Source organism: Nocardioides palaemonis (genome assembly GCF_018275325.1).
Classification (GTDB): domain Bacteria; phylum Actinomycetota; class Actinomycetes; order Propionibacteriales; family Nocardioidaceae; genus Nocardioides; species Nocardioides palaemonis.
The window spans coordinates 1268876-1286431 of record NZ_JAGVQR010000004.1; the positions used below are offsets into that span (position 1 = coordinate 1268876).

14 protein-coding genes are annotated in these 17556 nt (G+C 74.2%); 11 read left to right on the forward strand and 3 right to left on the reverse strand.

All coding sequences use genetic code 11. From position 1 onward, the window contains the following. Positions 1-97: 97 nt before the first annotated feature. From KDN32_RS21895 to KDN32_RS21905, 3 genes are all read left to right on the forward strand, one after another. The gene (locus KDN32_RS21895) at positions 98-1597 is read left to right on the forward strand and encodes a DEAD/DEAH box helicase (RefSeq protein WP_211734845.1); all 1500 of its coding nucleotides are present in this window, start codon (positions 98-100) and stop codon (positions 1595-1597) included. A gap of 109 nt (positions 1598-1706) precedes the next feature. Then, complete coding sequence (locus tag KDN32_RS21900; RefSeq protein ID WP_211734847.1) at positions 1707-2834, forward strand: carboxylate-amine ligase; 1128 nt, start codon at positions 1707-1709, stop codon at positions 2832-2834. A 35-nt stretch (positions 2835-2869) separates the two neighbouring features. Next, positions 2870-3553 (forward strand): CPBP family intramembrane glutamic endopeptidase, encoded by a 684-nt coding sequence (locus KDN32_RS21905; RefSeq protein WP_211734849.1) that lies wholly within the window; start codon positions 2870-2872, stop codon positions 3551-3553. On the opposite strand, the gene KDN32_RS21910 is transcribed toward KDN32_RS21905, so the two are convergent. The 3 genes from KDN32_RS21910 to KDN32_RS21920 form a co-directional block, all read right to left on the reverse strand. Further along, on the reverse strand, positions 3536-4438 hold the full coding sequence (locus KDN32_RS21910) for an NAD(P)H-binding protein (protein ID WP_211734851.1): 903 nt from the start codon (positions 4436-4438) through the stop codon (positions 3536-3538). The genes KDN32_RS21905 and KDN32_RS21910 overlap by 18 nt on opposite strands. Positions 4439-4541: 103 nt before the next feature. Further along, positions 4542-5867, reverse strand: a complete 1326-nt coding sequence (locus KDN32_RS21915; RefSeq protein WP_211734852.1) for a cation:proton antiporter — start codon at positions 5865-5867, stop codon at positions 4542-4544. 19 nt (positions 5868-5886) lie between these two features. Beyond that, on the reverse strand, positions 5887-6501 hold the full coding sequence (locus tag KDN32_RS21920; RefSeq protein ID WP_211734859.1) for a helix-turn-helix domain-containing protein: 615 nt from the start codon (positions 6499-6501) through the stop codon (positions 5887-5889). Positions 6502-6609: 108 nt separating this feature from the next. Between KDN32_RS21920 and KDN32_RS21925 the strand changes: the two genes are divergently transcribed. The 8 genes from KDN32_RS21925 to KDN32_RS21960 all read left to right on the forward strand — a co-directional run bounded on the left by KDN32_RS21925 (position 6610) and on the right by KDN32_RS21960 (position 17555). After that, the gene (locus tag KDN32_RS21925) at positions 6610-7821 is read left to right on the forward strand and encodes an acetyl-CoA C-acetyltransferase (protein WP_211734861.1); all 1212 of its coding nucleotides are present in this window, start codon (positions 6610-6612) and stop codon (positions 7819-7821) included. Between the two features lie 135 nt (positions 7822-7956). Then, positions 7957-10176 carry a 3-hydroxyacyl-CoA dehydrogenase NAD-binding domain-containing protein gene (locus KDN32_RS21930; RefSeq protein WP_211734863.1) on the forward strand — a complete coding sequence of 740 codons (2220 nt, stop codon included), beginning with the start codon at positions 7957-7959 and terminating at the stop codon, positions 10174-10176. 229 nt (positions 10177-10405) lie between these two features. Further along, entirely contained in the window at positions 10406-11104 is a 699-nt protein-coding gene (locus KDN32_RS21935) for an ABC transporter ATP-binding protein (protein ID WP_307854286.1), read from the forward strand. Continuing rightward, positions 11088-12656 carry a hypothetical protein gene (locus KDN32_RS21940; protein ID WP_211734867.1) on the forward strand — a complete coding sequence of 523 codons (1569 nt, stop codon included), beginning with the start codon at positions 11088-11090 and terminating at the stop codon, positions 12654-12656. Before KDN32_RS21935 ends, KDN32_RS21940 begins: the two co-directional genes overlap by 17 nt. 190 nt (positions 12657-12846) lie before the next feature. Beyond that, positions 12847-13467 carry a PadR family transcriptional regulator gene (locus KDN32_RS21945; protein WP_211734868.1) on the forward strand — a complete coding sequence of 207 codons (621 nt, stop codon included), beginning with the start codon at positions 12847-12849 and terminating at the stop codon, positions 13465-13467. After that, a complete protein-coding gene (locus tag KDN32_RS21950) occupies positions 13464-14183 on the forward strand; it encodes an ABC transporter ATP-binding protein (protein ID WP_211734870.1) in 720 nt (239 codons plus the stop codon). Before KDN32_RS21945 ends, KDN32_RS21950 begins: the two co-directional genes overlap by 4 nt. Further along, on the forward strand, positions 14180-16927 hold the full coding sequence (locus KDN32_RS23610; protein WP_211734872.1) for an ABC transporter permease: 2748 nt from the start codon (positions 14180-14182) through the stop codon (positions 16925-16927). The genes KDN32_RS21950 and KDN32_RS23610 overlap by 4 nt, the downstream gene beginning before the upstream one ends. A 31-nt stretch (positions 16928-16958) precedes the next feature. Further along, complete coding sequence (locus tag KDN32_RS21960; RefSeq protein ID WP_307854288.1) at positions 16959-17555, forward strand: TetR/AcrR family transcriptional regulator; 597 nt, start codon at positions 16959-16961, stop codon at positions 17553-17555. Position 17556: the final 1 nt, after the last annotated feature.

Consider the following 17556-nt stretch of genomic DNA (forward strand, 5'->3'; position numbering starts at 1 on the left):
GCCGACGCGGACCTCCCCCAGCACTGGGGCACGTACGCCGCTCGGTCCGATCAGGACGGCGGCTCACGGTGGCGAGACGCCAACCGAAAGCAGTCACATGACCTTCGCCGACCTCGGCGTTCCCTCCTCGCTCGTCTCCGTCCTGGAGCAGCAGGGCATCACCACCCCCACCCCGATCCAGGCCGCGACGCTGCCCGACAGCCTCGCCGGCCGCGACGTCCTCGGCCGCGGCCGCACCGGCTCCGGCAAGACCTACGGGTTCCTGCTGCCGCTGGTCGCGCGCCTCGACGCCGCGAAGCTGCCGGCCATGCCGCGCAAGCCGCGCGCGCTCATCCTGGCCCCGACCCGCGAGCTGGTCGGCCAGATCGAGGCCTCCCTCGCGCCGCTGGCGCAGGCCACCGGCCTCTCCACCCGCACCGTCTTCGGCGGCGTCGGCCAGAACCCCCAGGTCACCGCGCTCAAGAAGGGCGTCGACATCGTCATCGCCTGCCCGGGCCGGCTCGAGGACCTCATGCAGCAGGGCTTCGCCGACCTGTCCGCCGTCGAGATCACGGTCCTCGACGAGGCCGACCACATGGCCGACCTCGGCTTCCTGCCCGGCGTGCGCCGGATCATGGACAAGACCCCGCAGTCCGGCCAGCGCCTGCTGTTCTCGGCGACGCTCGACAAGGCGATCGACGTCCTGGTCAAGCGGTTCCTGAGCAACCCGGTCACCCACGAGGCCGACTCGGCGCAGTCGCCGGTCGCGACGATGCACCACCACGTGCTCCACCTCTCGCGCGAGCAGCGCGTGCCGGTGCTGGTCGACCTGACCAGCGCGCCCGGTCGCACCGTGGTCTTCACCCGCACCAAGTACGGCGCCAAGGCGCTCGCCCGCCAGCTCAACAAGTCGGGCGTGCCGAGCGTCGAGCTGCACGGCAACCTGTCGCAGAACGCCCGCACCCGCAACATGGAGGCGTTCCACTCCGGGACCGCGACCACGCTGGTGGCGACCGACATCGCCGCCCGCGGCATCCACGTCGACGACGTGTCGCTGGTCGTGCACGCCGACCCGCCGGTCGAGCACAAGGCCTACCTGCACCGCTCCGGCCGCACCGCGCGCGCCGGCAACGAAGGCACCGTCATCACCCTGATGACCGACGAGCAGGTCCGCGACGTGCGCGACCTGACCCGCCAGGCCGGCATCAAGCCGGTCACCACCAAGGTCGACGGACCCAAGCACCCCGTGCTGGTCCAGCTCGCCCCCGGTGAGCGGACCCTCGTCCCCGGCGGCCTGGTCGTCGAGACGCCCACCGGTGCCGGTGCCCAGGGCGCGCGCGCCGGCGGCGGCGGCCGCAACCGCTCGCGCCGACGCGGCAAGGGCGGCGGCCAGTCCACGGGTCAGGCCTCGCGCCAGGGAGCTCGCTCCGGCGGCCAGGGCGGCCAGGGCGGCCAGGGCGGCCGACCGGGCCAGGGCCAGGGCGGCCAGTCCGCGGCGAAGGCCTCGCAGGGCGGCGGCCAGCGCCGGCGCCGCAGCGGCGGCGGCCAGGGTGGCCAGGGTGGCCAGTCCGGTCGCAGCGGCGGCCACAGCGCCTCGTCGTTCAGCCGGGGTCGCTGACCCCTCCCGTACGACCACCCGTACGACCACACGTACGACCAGGCATCGGGCCCGGTCCGTGCCCCCAGGGATGGGGTGCGGGTCGGGCCCGTGCTGCTTGGATCGGGGCATGCGGAGCATCGGGGTGGAGGAGGAGCTGCTCCTCGTCGACGCGCGGACCGGCCGTCCGCGCAACGTCGCGCGGGAGGTGATCCGGGCGGCGGCCGCGCGCGACGCGCAGGACCCCGCCCCGAGCGACGAGCACGGCGGCTCCCTCGGCCACGAGCTGCACCGCACCCAGGTCGAGACCGACACCCCGCCGCTGGAGCGCCTGTCCGACCTCGAGGACGCGCTGCGTGCCTGGCGCGAGCGGGCCCGCGCCGCCGCTCTCGAGGTCGGCGCCCGGGTGCTGGCCTCCGGCACCTCGCCGCTCGACGGTGACAGCCGGGTCGAGCGCAGCGAGCGCTACGACGCGATGGCCCACCGCTACGGCCTGATGATGGCCGAGCAGCTGGTGTGCGGGTGCCACGTCCACGTCGAGGTGTCCGGCCCCGACGAGGGCGTCGGGGTGCTCGACCGGATCCGCACGTGGGTGCCGCTGCTGCTGGCGGTCAGCGCGAACTCGCCGTGGTCGCAGTCGCTCGACACGGCCTACGAGAGCTATCGCTGGCAGATGCAGATGCGCTGGCCGAGCGCCGGTCCGCTGCCGGTGCTCGGCTCGCCGGACGCCTACCGCCGCCACGTCGAGGCGATGCTCGCGACCGGCGTGCCGCTCGACGAGGCGATGGTCTACGCCGACGCGCGGCTCTCCGCGCTCCACCCGACCGTGGAGATCCGCACCGCCGACGTGTGCCTCGACGTCCGCGACACCGTCGTGGTCGCGGCCCTGGCCCGCGGCCTGGTCGAGACGGCCGCGCGGGAGTGGGCCGACGGCGTGCCCGCCCACGACGTGGCGTCGGAGATCGTCCGGCTCGCCGGGTGGAAGGCGGGTCGGCACGGCCTGACCGGCGAGCTCGTGCACCCGCCCACCGGCACCAGCCGGCCCGCCGCGGAGGTCGTGGCGAGCCTGCTCGACCACGTCGGCGACGTGCTGCGCGACAGCGGCGACCACGACCTCGTCGCCGACGGACTCGACCGTCTGCTCGCCGACGGCACCGGTGCCCGCCGCCAGCGCGCGCTGCTCGACGAGGCCGACGGCGAGGACGCGGCCCTGGCGCGCGCCGTCGTGCGCCTGAGCCGTGAGACGGCGGACGCGTGAACGGCCGCCCGCCGACGCTGCCTAGGGTGGTGCTCATGCGCACCTGGATCCGCCGGTCCCTGTGGGACGTGGTCCCGCGCGACCAGCGCGACTCCGACGCGGCGTTCCGTCGCCGGCAGATGGTCGCGGCGGTCGTGGTGCTGGTCGGGGCTGCCGTGCTCGGCTGGTCGCTGCGGCTCGAGCCGGGCGGCACGACGTTCTACGTCGCCGCCGTCGTGCTGGCCGGGGTCTGGGCCGCGGGAGCGTTCCTCTCCGGTCGGCTCCACCTGGGCCGGATCGCGGAGGGCGAGGCGTTCGTGCGGCCGATCCTCGCGCCGGTGCTGCTCGGCCTGCTGATGGTCGGCATCTTCGTGCTCGGCGCCCTCGTGGTGCGCGAGATCGACCCGCTCGCGCGCTACGTCAGCTCGGTCCTGGCCTACGCCGACGAGGGATCGCTCACCGTGCTGGCGGTCATCACCTTCGTCAACGGCATCGCCGAGGAGCTGTTCTTCCGCGGCGCGATGTATGCCGCGATCCCGCGGCACCCGGTGCTCTGGACCACGCTGGCCTACGTCGTCGCGACGCTCGCGACCGGCAACGTGATGCTGGGCTTCGCGGCCATCCTGCTCGGTGCGGTCTGCGGCCTCGAGCGGCGGGCCAGCGGCGGCATCCTCGCCCCGATCCTGACCCACGTGACGTGGTCGCTGTCGATGCTGTTCCTGCTACCCCTGCTGTTCTGACGCGGCCCGCTCGGCCAGCGCCCGGCGTACGGACTCGCGGTAGGTCAGCGGCTCGCCCGGCACCACGTCACGGATCGAGGTGTCGCGGACGACGACCTCGTTGCTCATCGAGTCGATGAGGTTGCGCCCGGTGGTGACGTCGACGTCGGTGACGAGGGCCAGCCAGCGCGACGACAGGCCGGGGGTGAGCAGCGGCAGCACGACGATGGGGACGTTGCGGCCGTTCATCTCCTGGGCCACGCCCTGCAGCATCTCGCGGTAGGTGAGCGTCTCGGGACCACCGATCTCGAAGACCCGTCCCAGCGCCTGCTCCTGGCCGACGACGCCGGCGAGGTAGCGCACGACGTCGTCGATCGCGATCGGCTGGGTGCGGGTGCCGACCCACTTGGGGACGACCATCGCCGGGAGGTTCTTCACCAGCTGGCGGGTCAGCTCCCAGGAGATGCCGCCGTGCCCGACGACGATCGCCGCGCGCAGCACGGTCACCGGGACGCCGTCGGAGCCGAGCAGCCCCTCGACCTCGCGCCGCGAGCGCAGGTGGGCCGACAGGTCCTGGTCCTCGTCGCCGAGCCCGCCCATGTAGACGATCTGCTGCAGCCCCGCGGCGGCGGCCGCCCGGCTGAAGTGGCGCGCGGCCTGGGCGTCCTTGCGCTCGAAGTCGGGGTCGTCGAGGGAGTGGACGAGGTAGATCGCCACGTCGACGCCCTCGAGCGCCGGGCCGAGGGAGTCCGGGTCCATCACGTCGGCACCCACGGCCTTGCCGGGGCCGTCGTAGGACTCCGGGTGGCGCGTCATCGCGCGCACCTCGTGGCCGGCGTCGAGCAGGGCGGGGACGAGGCGGCGGCCGATGAAGCCGGTGGCGCCGGTGACGAGGACGGTGCTCACGCGGGGCCCCCGCGACGTTGTTCGGGGGAGCGGAGCGGCGGAGAAGAACGTCGTGGGGTGCGGGTCATGGCTCCACTCTCCCAGTCGGGCGGTCGGGCCCGCCTCATCCTCCTGACGGGGAAGGACCGAGTCCGCGGCGCGCGTCCAGGCGGGCCATGGCGGGCGTCGCGGTGACGCCGTGCAGCAGCACGGAGACGACCACGGCGAACGCGACGGTCGACCACAGCCAGTCCTCGCCGGGCACGTCCTCGTGGGAGGTGGCGTAGGCGAGGTAGAACAGCGAGCCCACGCCCCGCACCCCGAAGAACGCGACGGCGAGCCGCTCGCCGCGGTCGAGGCCGCCGTCGAGGTGCTCGTCGCGGGCCGCGACGCTCAGCGAGAGCCACCCGACGACGGGGCGTACGACCAGGACCAGCGCGAGGGTCAGCACCACGCCGCGCCAGTCGAGGTGCTCGAGCAGCCCGTGGGTCATCGCCATGCCCAGCACGAGCAGGACCAGCAGCGTCATCAGCCGCTCGAGCCGGTCGACGACCGCGTGCATCGCCCGCTGGTAGGAGTGGCCGCGCTCGGAGGCACGCAGGGTGGTGGCGCAGACGAAGACCGCGAGGAAGCCGTAGCCGCCGACGAGCTCGGCACCGCCGTAGGCCGCCATCAGCGCGGCGAGCGCGAGCAGCGGCTCGCCGCGGTCGGCGAGGCGCAGCACCTCGCGCCGCGCGCGGAACGCCTGGCGACCCAGCAGCCAGCCGACCCCGGCGCCGACCAGCACGCCGAGCGCGATCTTGCCGACGACGTACCAGCCGACCCACGCGCCGGCGTCCGCGAGCGTGAAGCCGCCGGCGAGCAGCAGCAGGGCGAGGTGGACGAAGGGGAACGCGAGCCCGTCGTTCATCCCGGCCTCGGCGGTGAGGGAGAACCGGATGTCGTCGTCCTCCTCGGGTCCGCCGTCGTCGCTGGGCTCGAGGTCGTCGGTGAGCGGCTCGCCGACCTGGACGTCGGAGGCGAGCACCGGGTCGGTCGGCGCGAGCACCGCGCCGAGCAGCAGCGCGACGGCCGGCGCGAGCCCGGCGACCCACCAGCCGAGCAGCGCGATCGCGCCGATCGTCAGCGGCATGGTGACCGCGAGCAGCCGCCACACGGGCGACCAGGTCCGCCACGACGCCCACGAGCGGACGTGGAAGTGCCGGTCGATGGCCAGCCCGACGCCCATCAACGACACCAGCACGGTGAACTCGGTGACGTGCGTGACCACGACCGGGTGGTCGCGCGGCGCGAGGCTCACCATGTCGGCCAGCGGCAGCAGCCCGATCAGCATGCCGACGGCGACCAGCACCATCGGCGGTGAGATCGCGACCCGGCTGGTGACCTGCGGCAGGACGATCGCGAGCAGCAGGGCCAGGCCGAGCAGGAGGTAGACGATGCCCGTGGTCACGCGGGGCCCTCGCGGGTCGTCATCGGGTGGGGGTGCGCCTGTCGTACGCGGCCTGGCTCTCGTCGATGGCCTGCTCGTAGGCCGTGACCAGCCCCGCGATGGTGAGCGGCTTGAGCCGGTGGATGAACTCGCGCAGCTGCTCGGCGGTGTAGCCGGCCTCGCGGAACTGCGGCCACACCTTGGTGCGGACGATCTCCGACAGCTCCTCGGCGACCTGGCGGCCGTGCTCGGCGTAGACCTCGGCCACGGCCTCGGCCGCCTCGGGCGAGATGCCCATCCCGGACAGGTTGCCCGAGACGTCGACCTCGCGGTCGCCGGTGACCGGCGTGAGCAGCGAGAGGTGGCGGGCGATGTCGGACGGGGTCGCCGCGGCGGGGATCTGCTCGACGTACTTCTCGATCGCCGACAGCGTGAAGCCGTGGCCCTGCAGCTCGCGGACGAGCTCGAGGCGGGCGACGTGGTCCGGCCCGTAGTAGCCGGAGCGGCCGCGGCGCACGGGAGGGGGCACGAGGCCGCGCGAGGCGTAGAACCGCACGTTGCGGGCGCTGACGCCGGTGCGCGCGGTCAGCTCGTCGAGGCTCAGCAGGTCGCCGGCCGCGCCGGACTGCTGGTCGAGCCCACCTTCGATCGCCACGCGCCCATCCTCTCGCCCCGTGCCCGCGGGCGCACACGGGCGCACCCGTGCGGGTGGCGCGGGCCACACCTGTTGGACTGTGACAGCGATGGTGTCACAATCGCTGGCATGGCAGAAGCATTCGTCTACGACCACATCCGCACGCCTCGCGGCCGGGGCAAGGCCACCGGCTCGCTGCACGAGGTGAAGCCGGTCGACCTGGTCGTCGGACTCCTCGACGAGCTCAAGACCCGCAACCCCACGCTCGACCCGGCCCGCGTCGACGACGTCGTGCTCGGCGTCGTGACCCCCATCGGTGACCAGGGCGGCGACATCGCCAAGACCGCGGCGCTCAAGGCCGGCTACCCCGAGACCGTCGCGGGCGTCCAGCTCAACCGCTTCTGCGCCAGCGGGCTCGAGGCCGTCAACCAGGCCGCGCAGCGCGTCCGCTCCGGCTTCGAGGACCTCATCGTCGCCGGCGGCGTCGAGTCGATGAGCCGCGTGCCGATGGGCAGCGACGGCGGCGCCTGGGCGATGGACCCGGCCACCGCGCTCCAGACCGGCTTCGTGCCGCAGGGCATCGGCGCCGACCTGATCGCCACGATCGAGGGCTGGGGCCGCGCCGACGTCGACGCGTATGCCGCCGAGTCGCACCACCGCGCCGCGAAGGCGTGGGCCAACGGCTACTTCGACGACGCGGTCGTCCCCGTGCGCGACCTCAACGGCGTGACCGTCCTCGACCGCGACGAGACCGTCCGACCCGACACCTCCGTCGAGGGCCTCGCCGGGCTCAAGCCGTCGTTCGCCCAGATCGGGCGCGACGCGGGCTTCGACGACGTCGCGCTGGAGAAGTACCACTGGGTCCCGGCGATCGACCACGTCCACCACGCCGGCAACTCGTCGGGCATCGTCGACGGTGCCGCGGTGATGGCGATCGGCACCGAGGAGGTGGGCGCCGCGCTCGGCCTCACGCCGCGCGCCCGGATCGTCGCGACCGCCGTCTCCGGCGCCGACCCGACGATCATGCTCACCGGTCCCGCCCCCGCCGCCCGCAAGGCGCTCGCCCGCGCCGGCCTCGAGGTCGACGACATCGACCTGTGGGAGATCAACGAGGCGTTCGCCGCCGTCGCGATGCGGTTCATGCGCGACATGGGCATCAGCCACGACGTCACCAACGTCAACGGCGGTGCCATCGCGATGGGCCACCCGCTCGGCGCCACCGGCGCGATGATCCTCGGCACCCTCGTCGACGAGCTCGCCCGCCGCGACCAGAAGCGCGGCCTCGCCACGCTCTGCGTCGGCGGCGGCATGGGCATCGCCACCGTCGTCGAGCTCGTCTGAGCCGACGGTCCCTCCCCGCCCCCACCCACCGCTGGTCAAGGAGGTCGCGCAGCGACCGTCACGAGACCACCTCCCACCTGCCGAGCCTGGTCTCGTGACGGGACTTCGTCCCTCCTCGACCAGCGAAGGAGAGCAATGAGCACCACCACCGCTGACACCGCCGTCCGCTACGACCGCGACGCCGACGGCATCGTCACCCTCACGCTGGACGACCCCACCGCCAGCGCCAACACCATGAACGAGCTCTACCAGGCCTCGATGCAGGCCGCCGTGCAGCGCCTGCAGGACGAGGTCGACGACGTCACCGGCGTCGTCCTGGCCAGCGCGAAGAAGACCTTCTTCGCCGGCGGCAACCTCAAGTCGATGGTCACCGCGACCCCCGACGACGCGCCCGCGATCTTCGCGATGAGCGAGGCGGTCAAGGCCAGCCTGCGCGCGCTGGAGACGTACCCCCGTCCGGTCGTCGCCGCGATCAACGGCGCCGCGCTCGGCGGCGGCCTCGAGATCGCGCTCGCCGCGAACCGCCGGATCGCCGTCGACGACCGGTCGGTCAAGATCGGCCTGCCCGAGTCGACGCTCGGCCTGCTGCCGGGCGGTGGCGGCGTCACCCGCGTCGTACGCATGCTCGGCCTGCAGTCGGCGCTGATGGACGTGCTGATGCCCGGCACCCAGTTCGACCCGCGGGGCGCGCAGGCCAAGGGCCTCGTCGACGAGCTCGTCGCCACCCGCGAGGAGCTCGTGCCGGCCGCGAAGGCGTGGATCCTGTCCGTGCGCGACGACGAGGACGCGGCGCGCAACCCGTGGGACCGCGCCGGCTACAAGATGCCCGGAGGCACGCCCAAGACCCCGGCGCTCGCGCAGTTCCTGCCGGCCTTCCCGGCGCTGCTGCGCAAGCAGACCAAGGGCGCGGTCTACCCCGCCCCGCGGGCGATCATGAGCGCGGCCGTCGAGGGCGCGCAGGTCGACTTCGACACCGCCTCGCGGATCGAGACGCGCTACTTCACCGACCTCGTGGTCAACCAGCAGGCCAAGAACATGATCCAGGCCTTCTTCTTCGACCTCCAGGCGATCAACTCCGGCTCGCTGCGCCCCGCGGGCATCGAGCGGTGGCAGGCCACGAAGGTCGCGGTGCTCGGCGCCGGGATGATGGGCGCCGGCATCGCCTACTCGTGCGCCCGGGCCGGCATGCAGGTCCTGCTCAAGGACGTCTCCCTGGAAGCGGCCGAGCGGGGCAAGGCCTACACCGAGAAGCTCAACGCCAGGGGCGTCGAGCGCGGCAAGATCACGCAGGAGAAGGCCGACGAGCTGCTCGCGCGGATCACGCCGACCGCCGACGCCGCCGACCTCGCCGGCTGCGACCTGGTGATCGAGGCGGTCTTCGAGGACCCGTCGCTCAAGGCGGAGGTCTTCGCCGAGGTCGCTCCGCACGTGGACCCCGACGCGCTGCTGTGCTCCAACACCTCGACGCTGCCGATCACCGAGCTCGCGACGGGGGTCGACCGGCCGGCGGACTTCATCGGCCTGCACTTCTTCTCGCCCGTCGACAAGATGCCGCTGGTCGAGATCATCCGCGGCGCCGAGACCTCGGACGCGGCGCTCGCCAAGGCGTACGACGTGGTCCAGCAGATCCGCAAGACGCCGATCGTGGTCAACGACTCGCGCGGCTTCTACACCTCGCGCGTCATCGGCACCCAGATCAACGAGGGCCTCGCGATGCTCGCCGAGGGCGTGCACCCGGTCTCGCTCGAGCGCGCGGCGACGTCCGCCGGGTTCCCGGTGGGGCCGCTGCAGATCAGCGACGAGCTCAACATGGAGCTGATGGCCAAGATCCGCAAGGCCACCGCCGACGCCGCGGCGCGCGAGGGTGTCGACCTCGGGCCGGACCCGGCCGGCGACGTGATCGCGACGATGATCGGCCTGGGCCGGCCCTCGCGGCTGAAGGGCGCCGGGTTCTACGACTACGCCGACGGCCGGCGTACGACCCTGTGGTCGGGCCTCGCCGAGCACTTCCCGGTGGCCGAGCAGCAGATCCCGATTCGCGACATGCGCGACCGGATGCTGTTCATCGAGGCGCTCGAGACCGCGAAGTGCTTCGAGGAGGGCGTGATCACCTCCGCGGCCGCGGCCAACATCGGCTCGATCATGGGCATCGGCTTCCCGGCCCTCACCGGGGGTGCGGCGCAGTTCATGACCGGCTGGCAGGCGCTGGACGAGAACGGTCGCGGCACCGGCCCGGTCGGGCTCGCCGCGTTCGTGGCCCGCGCCGACGAGCTCGCGGACGCCTACGGCGAGCGGTTCCGCCCGACGGCACGCCTGCGCGAGATGGCCGAGCGCGGGGAGACCTTCCCCGCCTGACGTGCGCCGAGTCGGCGTGAATGTGTGCGGAATGTGTGCCGAGTCGGCGTGAATGCGTGCGGAATGTGCGCCGAGTCGGCGTGAATGCGCGCGGAATGTGCGCCGAGTCGGCGTGAATGTGTGCGAGCGCCATGACATTCGCGCCGACTCGGTGGGTCCGGAAGGGACATTCGCGCCGAGTCGATGTGATTTCGGAGCGCATCCGCGCCGGCTCGGGGAGAATCCTCGGGTGAGCCAGAGCCCTGCCGTCGTCGTCCGCGACCTGCACGTCCGCTTCGGTGACGTCGAGGCCGTCTCCGGGGTCGACCTGGTCGCGGCCGCCGGGCGGGCGACCGCGCTGCTCGGCCGCAACGGCGCCGGCAAGTCGACGACCATGAAGGTGCTCGCGGGTGTGGTCCCGCCGACCGCTGGGTCGGTGACGGTGGGCGGCCACGACGCCGCCACCGACGCGCTCGGCGTCAAGCGGGTCGTCGGCTACTGCCCGGACGTGGGCGGCCTGGTGCCGCGTGCGACCCCGTGGGAGCACCTCCAGCTGTCGGCGCGGCTGCGCCGGATGGACGCGTGGGAGGAGCGCGGGCGCGACCTGCTCGAGCGCTTCGAGCTCGGCGACGTGGCCCACCGCGTGGTGGGCGGCTTCAGCCACGGCATGAGCCGGCGCCTCGGCGTGGTGCTCGCCGCGCTGCACGAGCCCTCCGTACTGCTGCTCGACGAGCCCTTCGACGGCGTCGACCCGATCGGCGTCGACGCGACCCTCGAGGTCGTCGCCGACGCCTGCGCGCGGGGCGCCTGCGTGCTGCTGTCCACCCACCTGCGCGAGCTCGCCCTCGAGGCCTGCGGCGAGGCCGTCGTCCTGCGCGGCGGCAACCGGGTCGCGGCGATGCAGGCCACCGACCTCACCGGCGAGGCCTACCGTGCGCTCCTCGACTGACGGCTGGCTCGCGGCCGCGGCCGACGCGCGACACCTGGTCGCGTTCCGCGCGCGGACCGTGCGCCGCCGGACGGCCGCGGTGCTCGGCGCGTTCGTCGTCCTCGGCCTCACCGTCGTCTTCGCGACCGTGCCCGCCTCGATCGCCGACGCCTCCCGCGCCGCGGAGGGTCGGGGTGGCGACGGTGACCTCGCCGACGCCTTCGACCAGCTGCTGACGACGCTCACCGGCAACCTCGGCCTGGCCTTCGTCGGCTTCATGGCCCTGGCGGTCACCGCGGCCGTCGGCAGCGGAGGGGGACGCGAGCTGCTGTCGCGCAGCGAGGCGGCCATCCACCCGATCGGCCCGACCACCGAGCACCTCGGCGCGCTGGTGCTCGCCCCGGTCAACCTCGCGTGGCTGGTCCAGATGTGGGGCCTGCTCGCCGTCACCGCGCTGGTCACCCCCGAGGAGCACCTGCTCGGTGCGCAGGTCGTCGTGCTGGCGTGGGTCGTCGCGGCGACCGCGGTGGGCCAGGCGGTCGGCTGGGCGGTCGAGGGCGTACGTCGTACGCCGCGCGGCGTGCTCACCGTCCGTGTCGGCGGGCTGGTGCTCGTCCTGGCCGTCGGCGCGCTCCAGCTCGCGGGGTGGCTGCTCCCGGTCGTCAGCGCGCTGCCGACGACCCGGCTGGCCGAGGTGATGCAGACCTCCGCGTGGCCGCTCGCCGTCGTCGTCCTGCTGCTCCTCGCCGCGGTCGCCGTGGCCGGCGGCGCGGTGCCGGCCGCCTGGGCGCTGGGGCTGCCGCCGCGCGAGGAGCTGCGGGTGCAGTCGGGCGTCCACGAGGCGCGCCCCGCTCCGCAGCCGCGCCGGGGCACGCCCGAGGGCGCGCTGCTGCGCCGGCTCGACCGCGGCTCGGTGTGGCGCTCGGTCGGCATGCGCCGCGGCCTGCTGGTGCTCGGCATCGGTCCCGGCCTGGTGGCGCTCGTCGCCGGGCTCCAGTGGAGCTCGGTCATGCTGCTGCCGGGGCTGACCGCCAGCGGCGCCGCGCTGCTCTTCGGCGTCAACGCGTGGTGCCTCGACGGGAAGGGGATGGTCTGGCGCGAGACGCTGCCGGTCCCGGCCGCGCTGGTCTTCGGCACCCGTGCCCGTGTGGTCGCGGAGTGCCTCGCGGGCGTGTCGGGGGTGACCCTCCTGCTCGCGCTGCTGCGCAACGGCGTACCGCCGCTCGTCACCGGGCTCTCCGTCGCCGCCTGCTGGGCGGTCGTGCTCGTGCAGGTCCTGGCGATCTCGATGAGCTGGTCGGTGCGCTCGCCCTACGCCGCCGACCTCTCCTCGCCCCGCGCGACCCCCGCGCCGCACGCGGCGATGGCCGGCTACGCCGGGCGGCTGTCGCTCGTCACGACCATCACCGCGATGCTGTTCACCGCTGCCGGCACGCTGCCGTGGGCCTGGCTGCCGCCCGCCCTCGCGCTGCCGTTCCTCGCGTGGTCGACCCACCGCCTGGTCCGCGCGCGCCGCCGCTGGCTCGCCGACGACGTACGCGCGCAGGTCGTGCTGACCGTCGCTGCCGTCTGATCGGTCGTTCGGGGCCTTTCAGGGATCCCCGGTCAGCCGGGGATCCCTGAACATGTCAGGCGTTGCACGGGCCGACAAGTTCAGCGATCGCCGGTCAGCCGGGGATCGATGAAGGGCGTTGCATACGTGGTATACATACCCGGTATCCACCCGCCGACGGGGGCGGTGGACGAGATGCACGGAGGCGCGGATGTCGATCCGGCAGGCGATGCTGGCGATCCTCGAGCAGGGGCCGATGTACGGCTACCAGCTGCGGGCCGAGTTCGAGCAGCGGACGGGCGAGACCTGGCCGCTCAACATCGGGCAGGTCTACACGACCCTGACCCGGCTCGAGCGCGACGGGATGGTCGAGGTCGTCGGACACGGGGGTGCCGACGACCCGACCGCCCCGGAGGGGTCGGACCGCCAGGTCAGCTACCGCGCCACCGACGCGGGGCGGAGCGAGGTGTCGCAGTGGTTCGCCACCCCGGTGCCTCGCTCCCAGCCCCCGCGCGACGAGCTCGCGATCAAGCTCGCGATCGCGGTGACCCTGCCCGGGGTCGACGTGGCCGCGATCATCCAGCGCCAGCGCTCGGCCACGATGGCCGCGCTGCAGGACTACACCCGGCTCAAGCGCTCCGGCCGCGCGGCGAGCCCCGCCGCTCCCGAGGACCTGGCCTGGAGCCTGGTCCTCGACTCGCTGGTCTTCGACGCCGAGGCCGAGGTGCGCTGGCTCGACCACTGCGAGGCCCGGCTGCGCCGCGCGGCGCTCGACGCCCGCAGCGCGGCCCAGGCCGCGCCTGCCACGAGCGCCGAGGAGGTCCGCCGGTGAACGCCGTCCTCCACCTCGCCGCCGCCACCCGCGTCCACGGCGAGGGCGCCACCGAGGTCCACGCCCTGCGCGGGGTCACCTTCCGCGCCCACCCCGGCGAGCTCGTCGCCGTCATGGGTCCGTCCGGCTCGGGGAAGTCGACGCTGCTGACCCTCGCCGGCGGGCTCGACGCCCCGACGTCCGGCTCGGTCTGGATCGAGGGCACCGACCTCGCCTCGCTCGACCAGGCCGGTCGTGCGCGCATGCGGCGTACGTCGGTGGGCTACGTCTTCCAGGACTTCAACCTGATCCCCGCGCTGACCGCCGCGGAGAACGTCGCGCTGCCGCGCGAGCTCGACGGCGAGAAGGGCCGCGTCGCGCGCCGGCTGGCGCTCGCCGCGCTCGAGGAGGTCGGCATCGCCGACCTCGCCGACCGGTTCCCCGACGAGATGTCGGGCGGGCAGCAGCAGCGCGTCGCGATCGCGCGCGCCATCGTCGGCGACCGCCGGCTGATCCTCGCCGACGAGCCCACCGGCGCCCTCGACACCGACACCGGCGAGGAGATCCTGCGGCTGCTCCGCGCCCGCTGCGACGCGGGGGCCGCCGGCGTGATGGTCACCCACGAGGCGCGCCACGCCGCCTGGGCCGACCGGGTGGTCTTCCTGCGCGACGGCGTCGTGGTCGACGAGACCGGGGCCGACGAGCCGGAGGCGCTGCTCGCCGAGGACGCGAGGTGAGCGGCTGGCGCCCCGCCCTCCTCATCGCCTGGCGCGACGCGCTGCGCCACCGCGGCCGTAGCGCGCTGGTGCTGGTGATGATCAGCCTGCCGGTGCTGGCCGTCACCGCCGCGGCGGTGGTGCTCAAGACGGCCGAGGTGTCGGGGGCCGAGGGCACCGAGCGGGTGATGGGCGCCGCCGACGCCCGCCTGCGCACCGAGGGTCGCGGGCCCGTCCTGCAGGGCCTCGACCCGAGTGGCGGCAGCGAGTGGGTGCAGCTCGGCGAGATGGACTACGACGACCCGCCGGGCGCCGCCGACGTACGCGCGGTCCTCGGCGACGACGTCCGTCTGGTGCCGTTCTCGACCGGCTGGACGCGCGCCCGCCTCGGCGAGCGCGTCGTCGGCTTCACGACCACCGGCGTCGACCTCTCCGATCCCGTCGCGGCCGGGCTCTTCGACCTCGAGCGGGGCCGCCTGCCGCGGTCGCCGGGCGAGGTGGTGGCCAACCCCGCGATGCTCGCCAAGGGCCTCGCCCTCGGCGACTCCTTCGAGCTCGACGGCACGGACCTGACGGTCGTCGGCGTGGGCCGCGACGCGACCTCGTACGACCAGCCGGTCGTCCTCGGCGCCGTCGCCGACCTGCCCACCGGCGGCGACAACGTCCGCCAGTGGCTGGTCGACGGCGGTCCGGTCACCTGGTCGCAGGTGCGCGAGCTCAACCGGGTCGGCGTCCTCGCGACGTCGCGCGCCGTGCTGGCCGACCCGCCCGACCTCGCGTCGATGGCCGAGCAGATGGGCTACGACACCGGGCAGGACGAGGTCTACGCCGTGGTCGCGCTCATCGTCGTGATGGCGCTGATCGAGGTGGTGCTCCTCGCCGGGCCGGCCTTCGCGGTGGGCGCCCGCCGCCACGCCCGTACGCTCGCGCTCATCGCCGCATCCGGCGGCACGCCAGCGCAGGCGCGGCGGGTGATCCTCGCCAGCGGGGTCGTGCTCGGCCTCGTGGCCTCCGGGCTCGGGCTGGTGCTCGGCGTGGTCGTCGGCTGGGCCCTGCTCCCGCTCGTGCAGCGCTTCAACGGCGAGTGGTTCGGACCGTTCGAGCTGCCCGCGGCCTACCTCGCGGCCATCGTCGCCTTCGGCATCGTCTCCGCGGTGCTGGCCTCCGCGGTCCCGGCCTGGCTGGCCAGCCGGCAGGACGTCGTCGCGGTCCTCGGCGGCCGTCGGGGCGACCGCCGTCCGCGCGCCTCGACGCCGGTGCTGGGACTGGTGCTCGTCGGGATCGGCACGGCCGCGTCGGCCTACGGCGCGGCGACGTCCGACGACGGACGAGGCGGTGTGTGGATCGCTGCTGCGGCCGTGGTGTCGGTGCTCGGGATGATCCTGGTCGTGCCGGTCGTGGTCGCGGCCGTCGCCCGCCTGGCCGGTCGCCTCCCGCTCACGGCCCGCTACGCCGCGCGCGACGCGGCGCGCCACCGCACCCGTACGGTCCCGGCCGTCGCCGCAGTGGCGGCGACCGTCGCCGGCGTGGTCGCGCTCGGCATCGCCAACGCCAGCGACCACCTCGAGAACGAGCGGACCTACCAGCCGCAGGCGGAGATCGGCACCGGCCGGCTCAGCTGGTCGCCGGACGCCCTGCCGGGGGAGGAGCCGCCGGACCCCGACGTCGTCTGGGACCGCATCGAGGACCTCGTCCGCACCACCGCGCCCGGCGTCGAGATGCAGCCGCTGCGCGGCATGCAGGAGATCTACTCCGAGGAGGGCTACACCTCGACCTACGTCGAGACGGGGGTCGACGACTCGGGGAGCGGGTTGTCCTACTGCTGCACCACGGTCGCCGTGGCCGACTCCGCGGCCGACGCCGGCGTGACCGGCGCCGCGGCGCCGCTGGTGGACACGGCGCTCGGGCAGGGCACCGCGGTCGTCTTCGCCGACGCCGAGCCCGCCGTCGCCGACGTCACCCTGCGCCGCGACACCTGGCGGGGCAACGCCTCCGAGCCCGAAGCCAGCGACGAGGACCGGCTGTCGGCGCAGGTCGTCCCGTGGGGGCCCCGCGACGGCAGCGCCCCCGCCGAGCTCGTGCTGCCGACGCGGGTTGCCGACGACCTCGGCATCCCGGTCGCCACCACCTCGCTGCGGCTGACCGGCGACCTCGACGAGGCGACCGAGACCCGCCTGCAGGAGACGGTCGAGGGCGCGGTCGCCGGCAGCTACCTCTACGTCGAGCGCGGCTACCAGCGTCCGGCGGAGGCGGTCGTGGTCCTGCTCGTCCTCGGTGTCCTCGGGGGAGTCCTGATGCTCGGCGGCACGCTGACCGCCACCTTCCTCGCTCTCCGACGCCCGCCCCGACCTCGCGACGCTCGCCGCGGTCGGCGCGGCGCCGCGCACGCGCCGGCGGGTCGCGGCGGCGTACGCCCTCGTGGTGGGGGCGGTCGGCGCGCTCCTCGGCGCGGCGATCGGGTTCATCCCGGGTGTCGCGATCTCGCGCCCGCTCACCTCCGTGACCATCAGCGGCGCACCGGAGCAGGGGCCGTTCCTCGACGTCCCCTGGCTCCTGATCGGGGTCATCGTGCTGGTGCTGCCGCTGCTGACCGCCGCGGTCGTCGGCCTCACCGCCCGCTCCCGGCTGCCGCTGGTCGCGCGCCTCGACTGAGGACCGACCGGCCCCGAGGCTGGGTATCTGGGGACGTTCTGGTGGGTGAAGCGGGGGTTTCGCCCACCAGGACGTCCCCAGGTACCCAGTCTTCAACAAAAAGTCAGGCTTGACTGTTTGTTTGTACGACGGCAGGCTGGCGTCGTGACCTCCACTCGCGTGCCGCAGGCCGACCGCACCCGCGCGATGCGGGCGCGGCTGCTCGAGGCGACGGTCGAGCTGCTGGTCGAGCGGGGCTTCGCCGGGACGTCGACGACGCTGGTCTCCGAGCGCGCGGGCGTCAGCCGGGGCGCGCAGCTGCACCACTTCCCGACCAAGAACGACCTCGTCGTGGCCGCCGTCGAGCACCTCACCGAGCTCCGCGGCGCCGAGCTCGCCGACGCGGTCGAGGGTCTCTCGCGGCGCGACACCCGTACCGTGCTGCGGATGCTGGGCGACCACTTCGCCTCGCCGGTCTTCGCCGCCGCCCTCGAGCTGTGGGTCGCCGCCCGCACCGACGAGGCGCTGCTCGCCGCGGTCGCGCCGCTGGAGCAGCGCGTCGGCCGCGAGACCCACCGCCTCACCGTCGCCGCGCTCGGCGCCGACGAGTCGCAGCCGGGCGTGCGCGAGCTCGTGCAGGCGACCCTCGACCTGGTCCGCGGCCTCGGGCTGGCGCAGACGATCACCGACGACACCGCCCGCCGGCGCCGGATCCTCGACGGCTGGGCCGACGTGCTGGACCGTGAGCTGGCAAGGAGCTGAC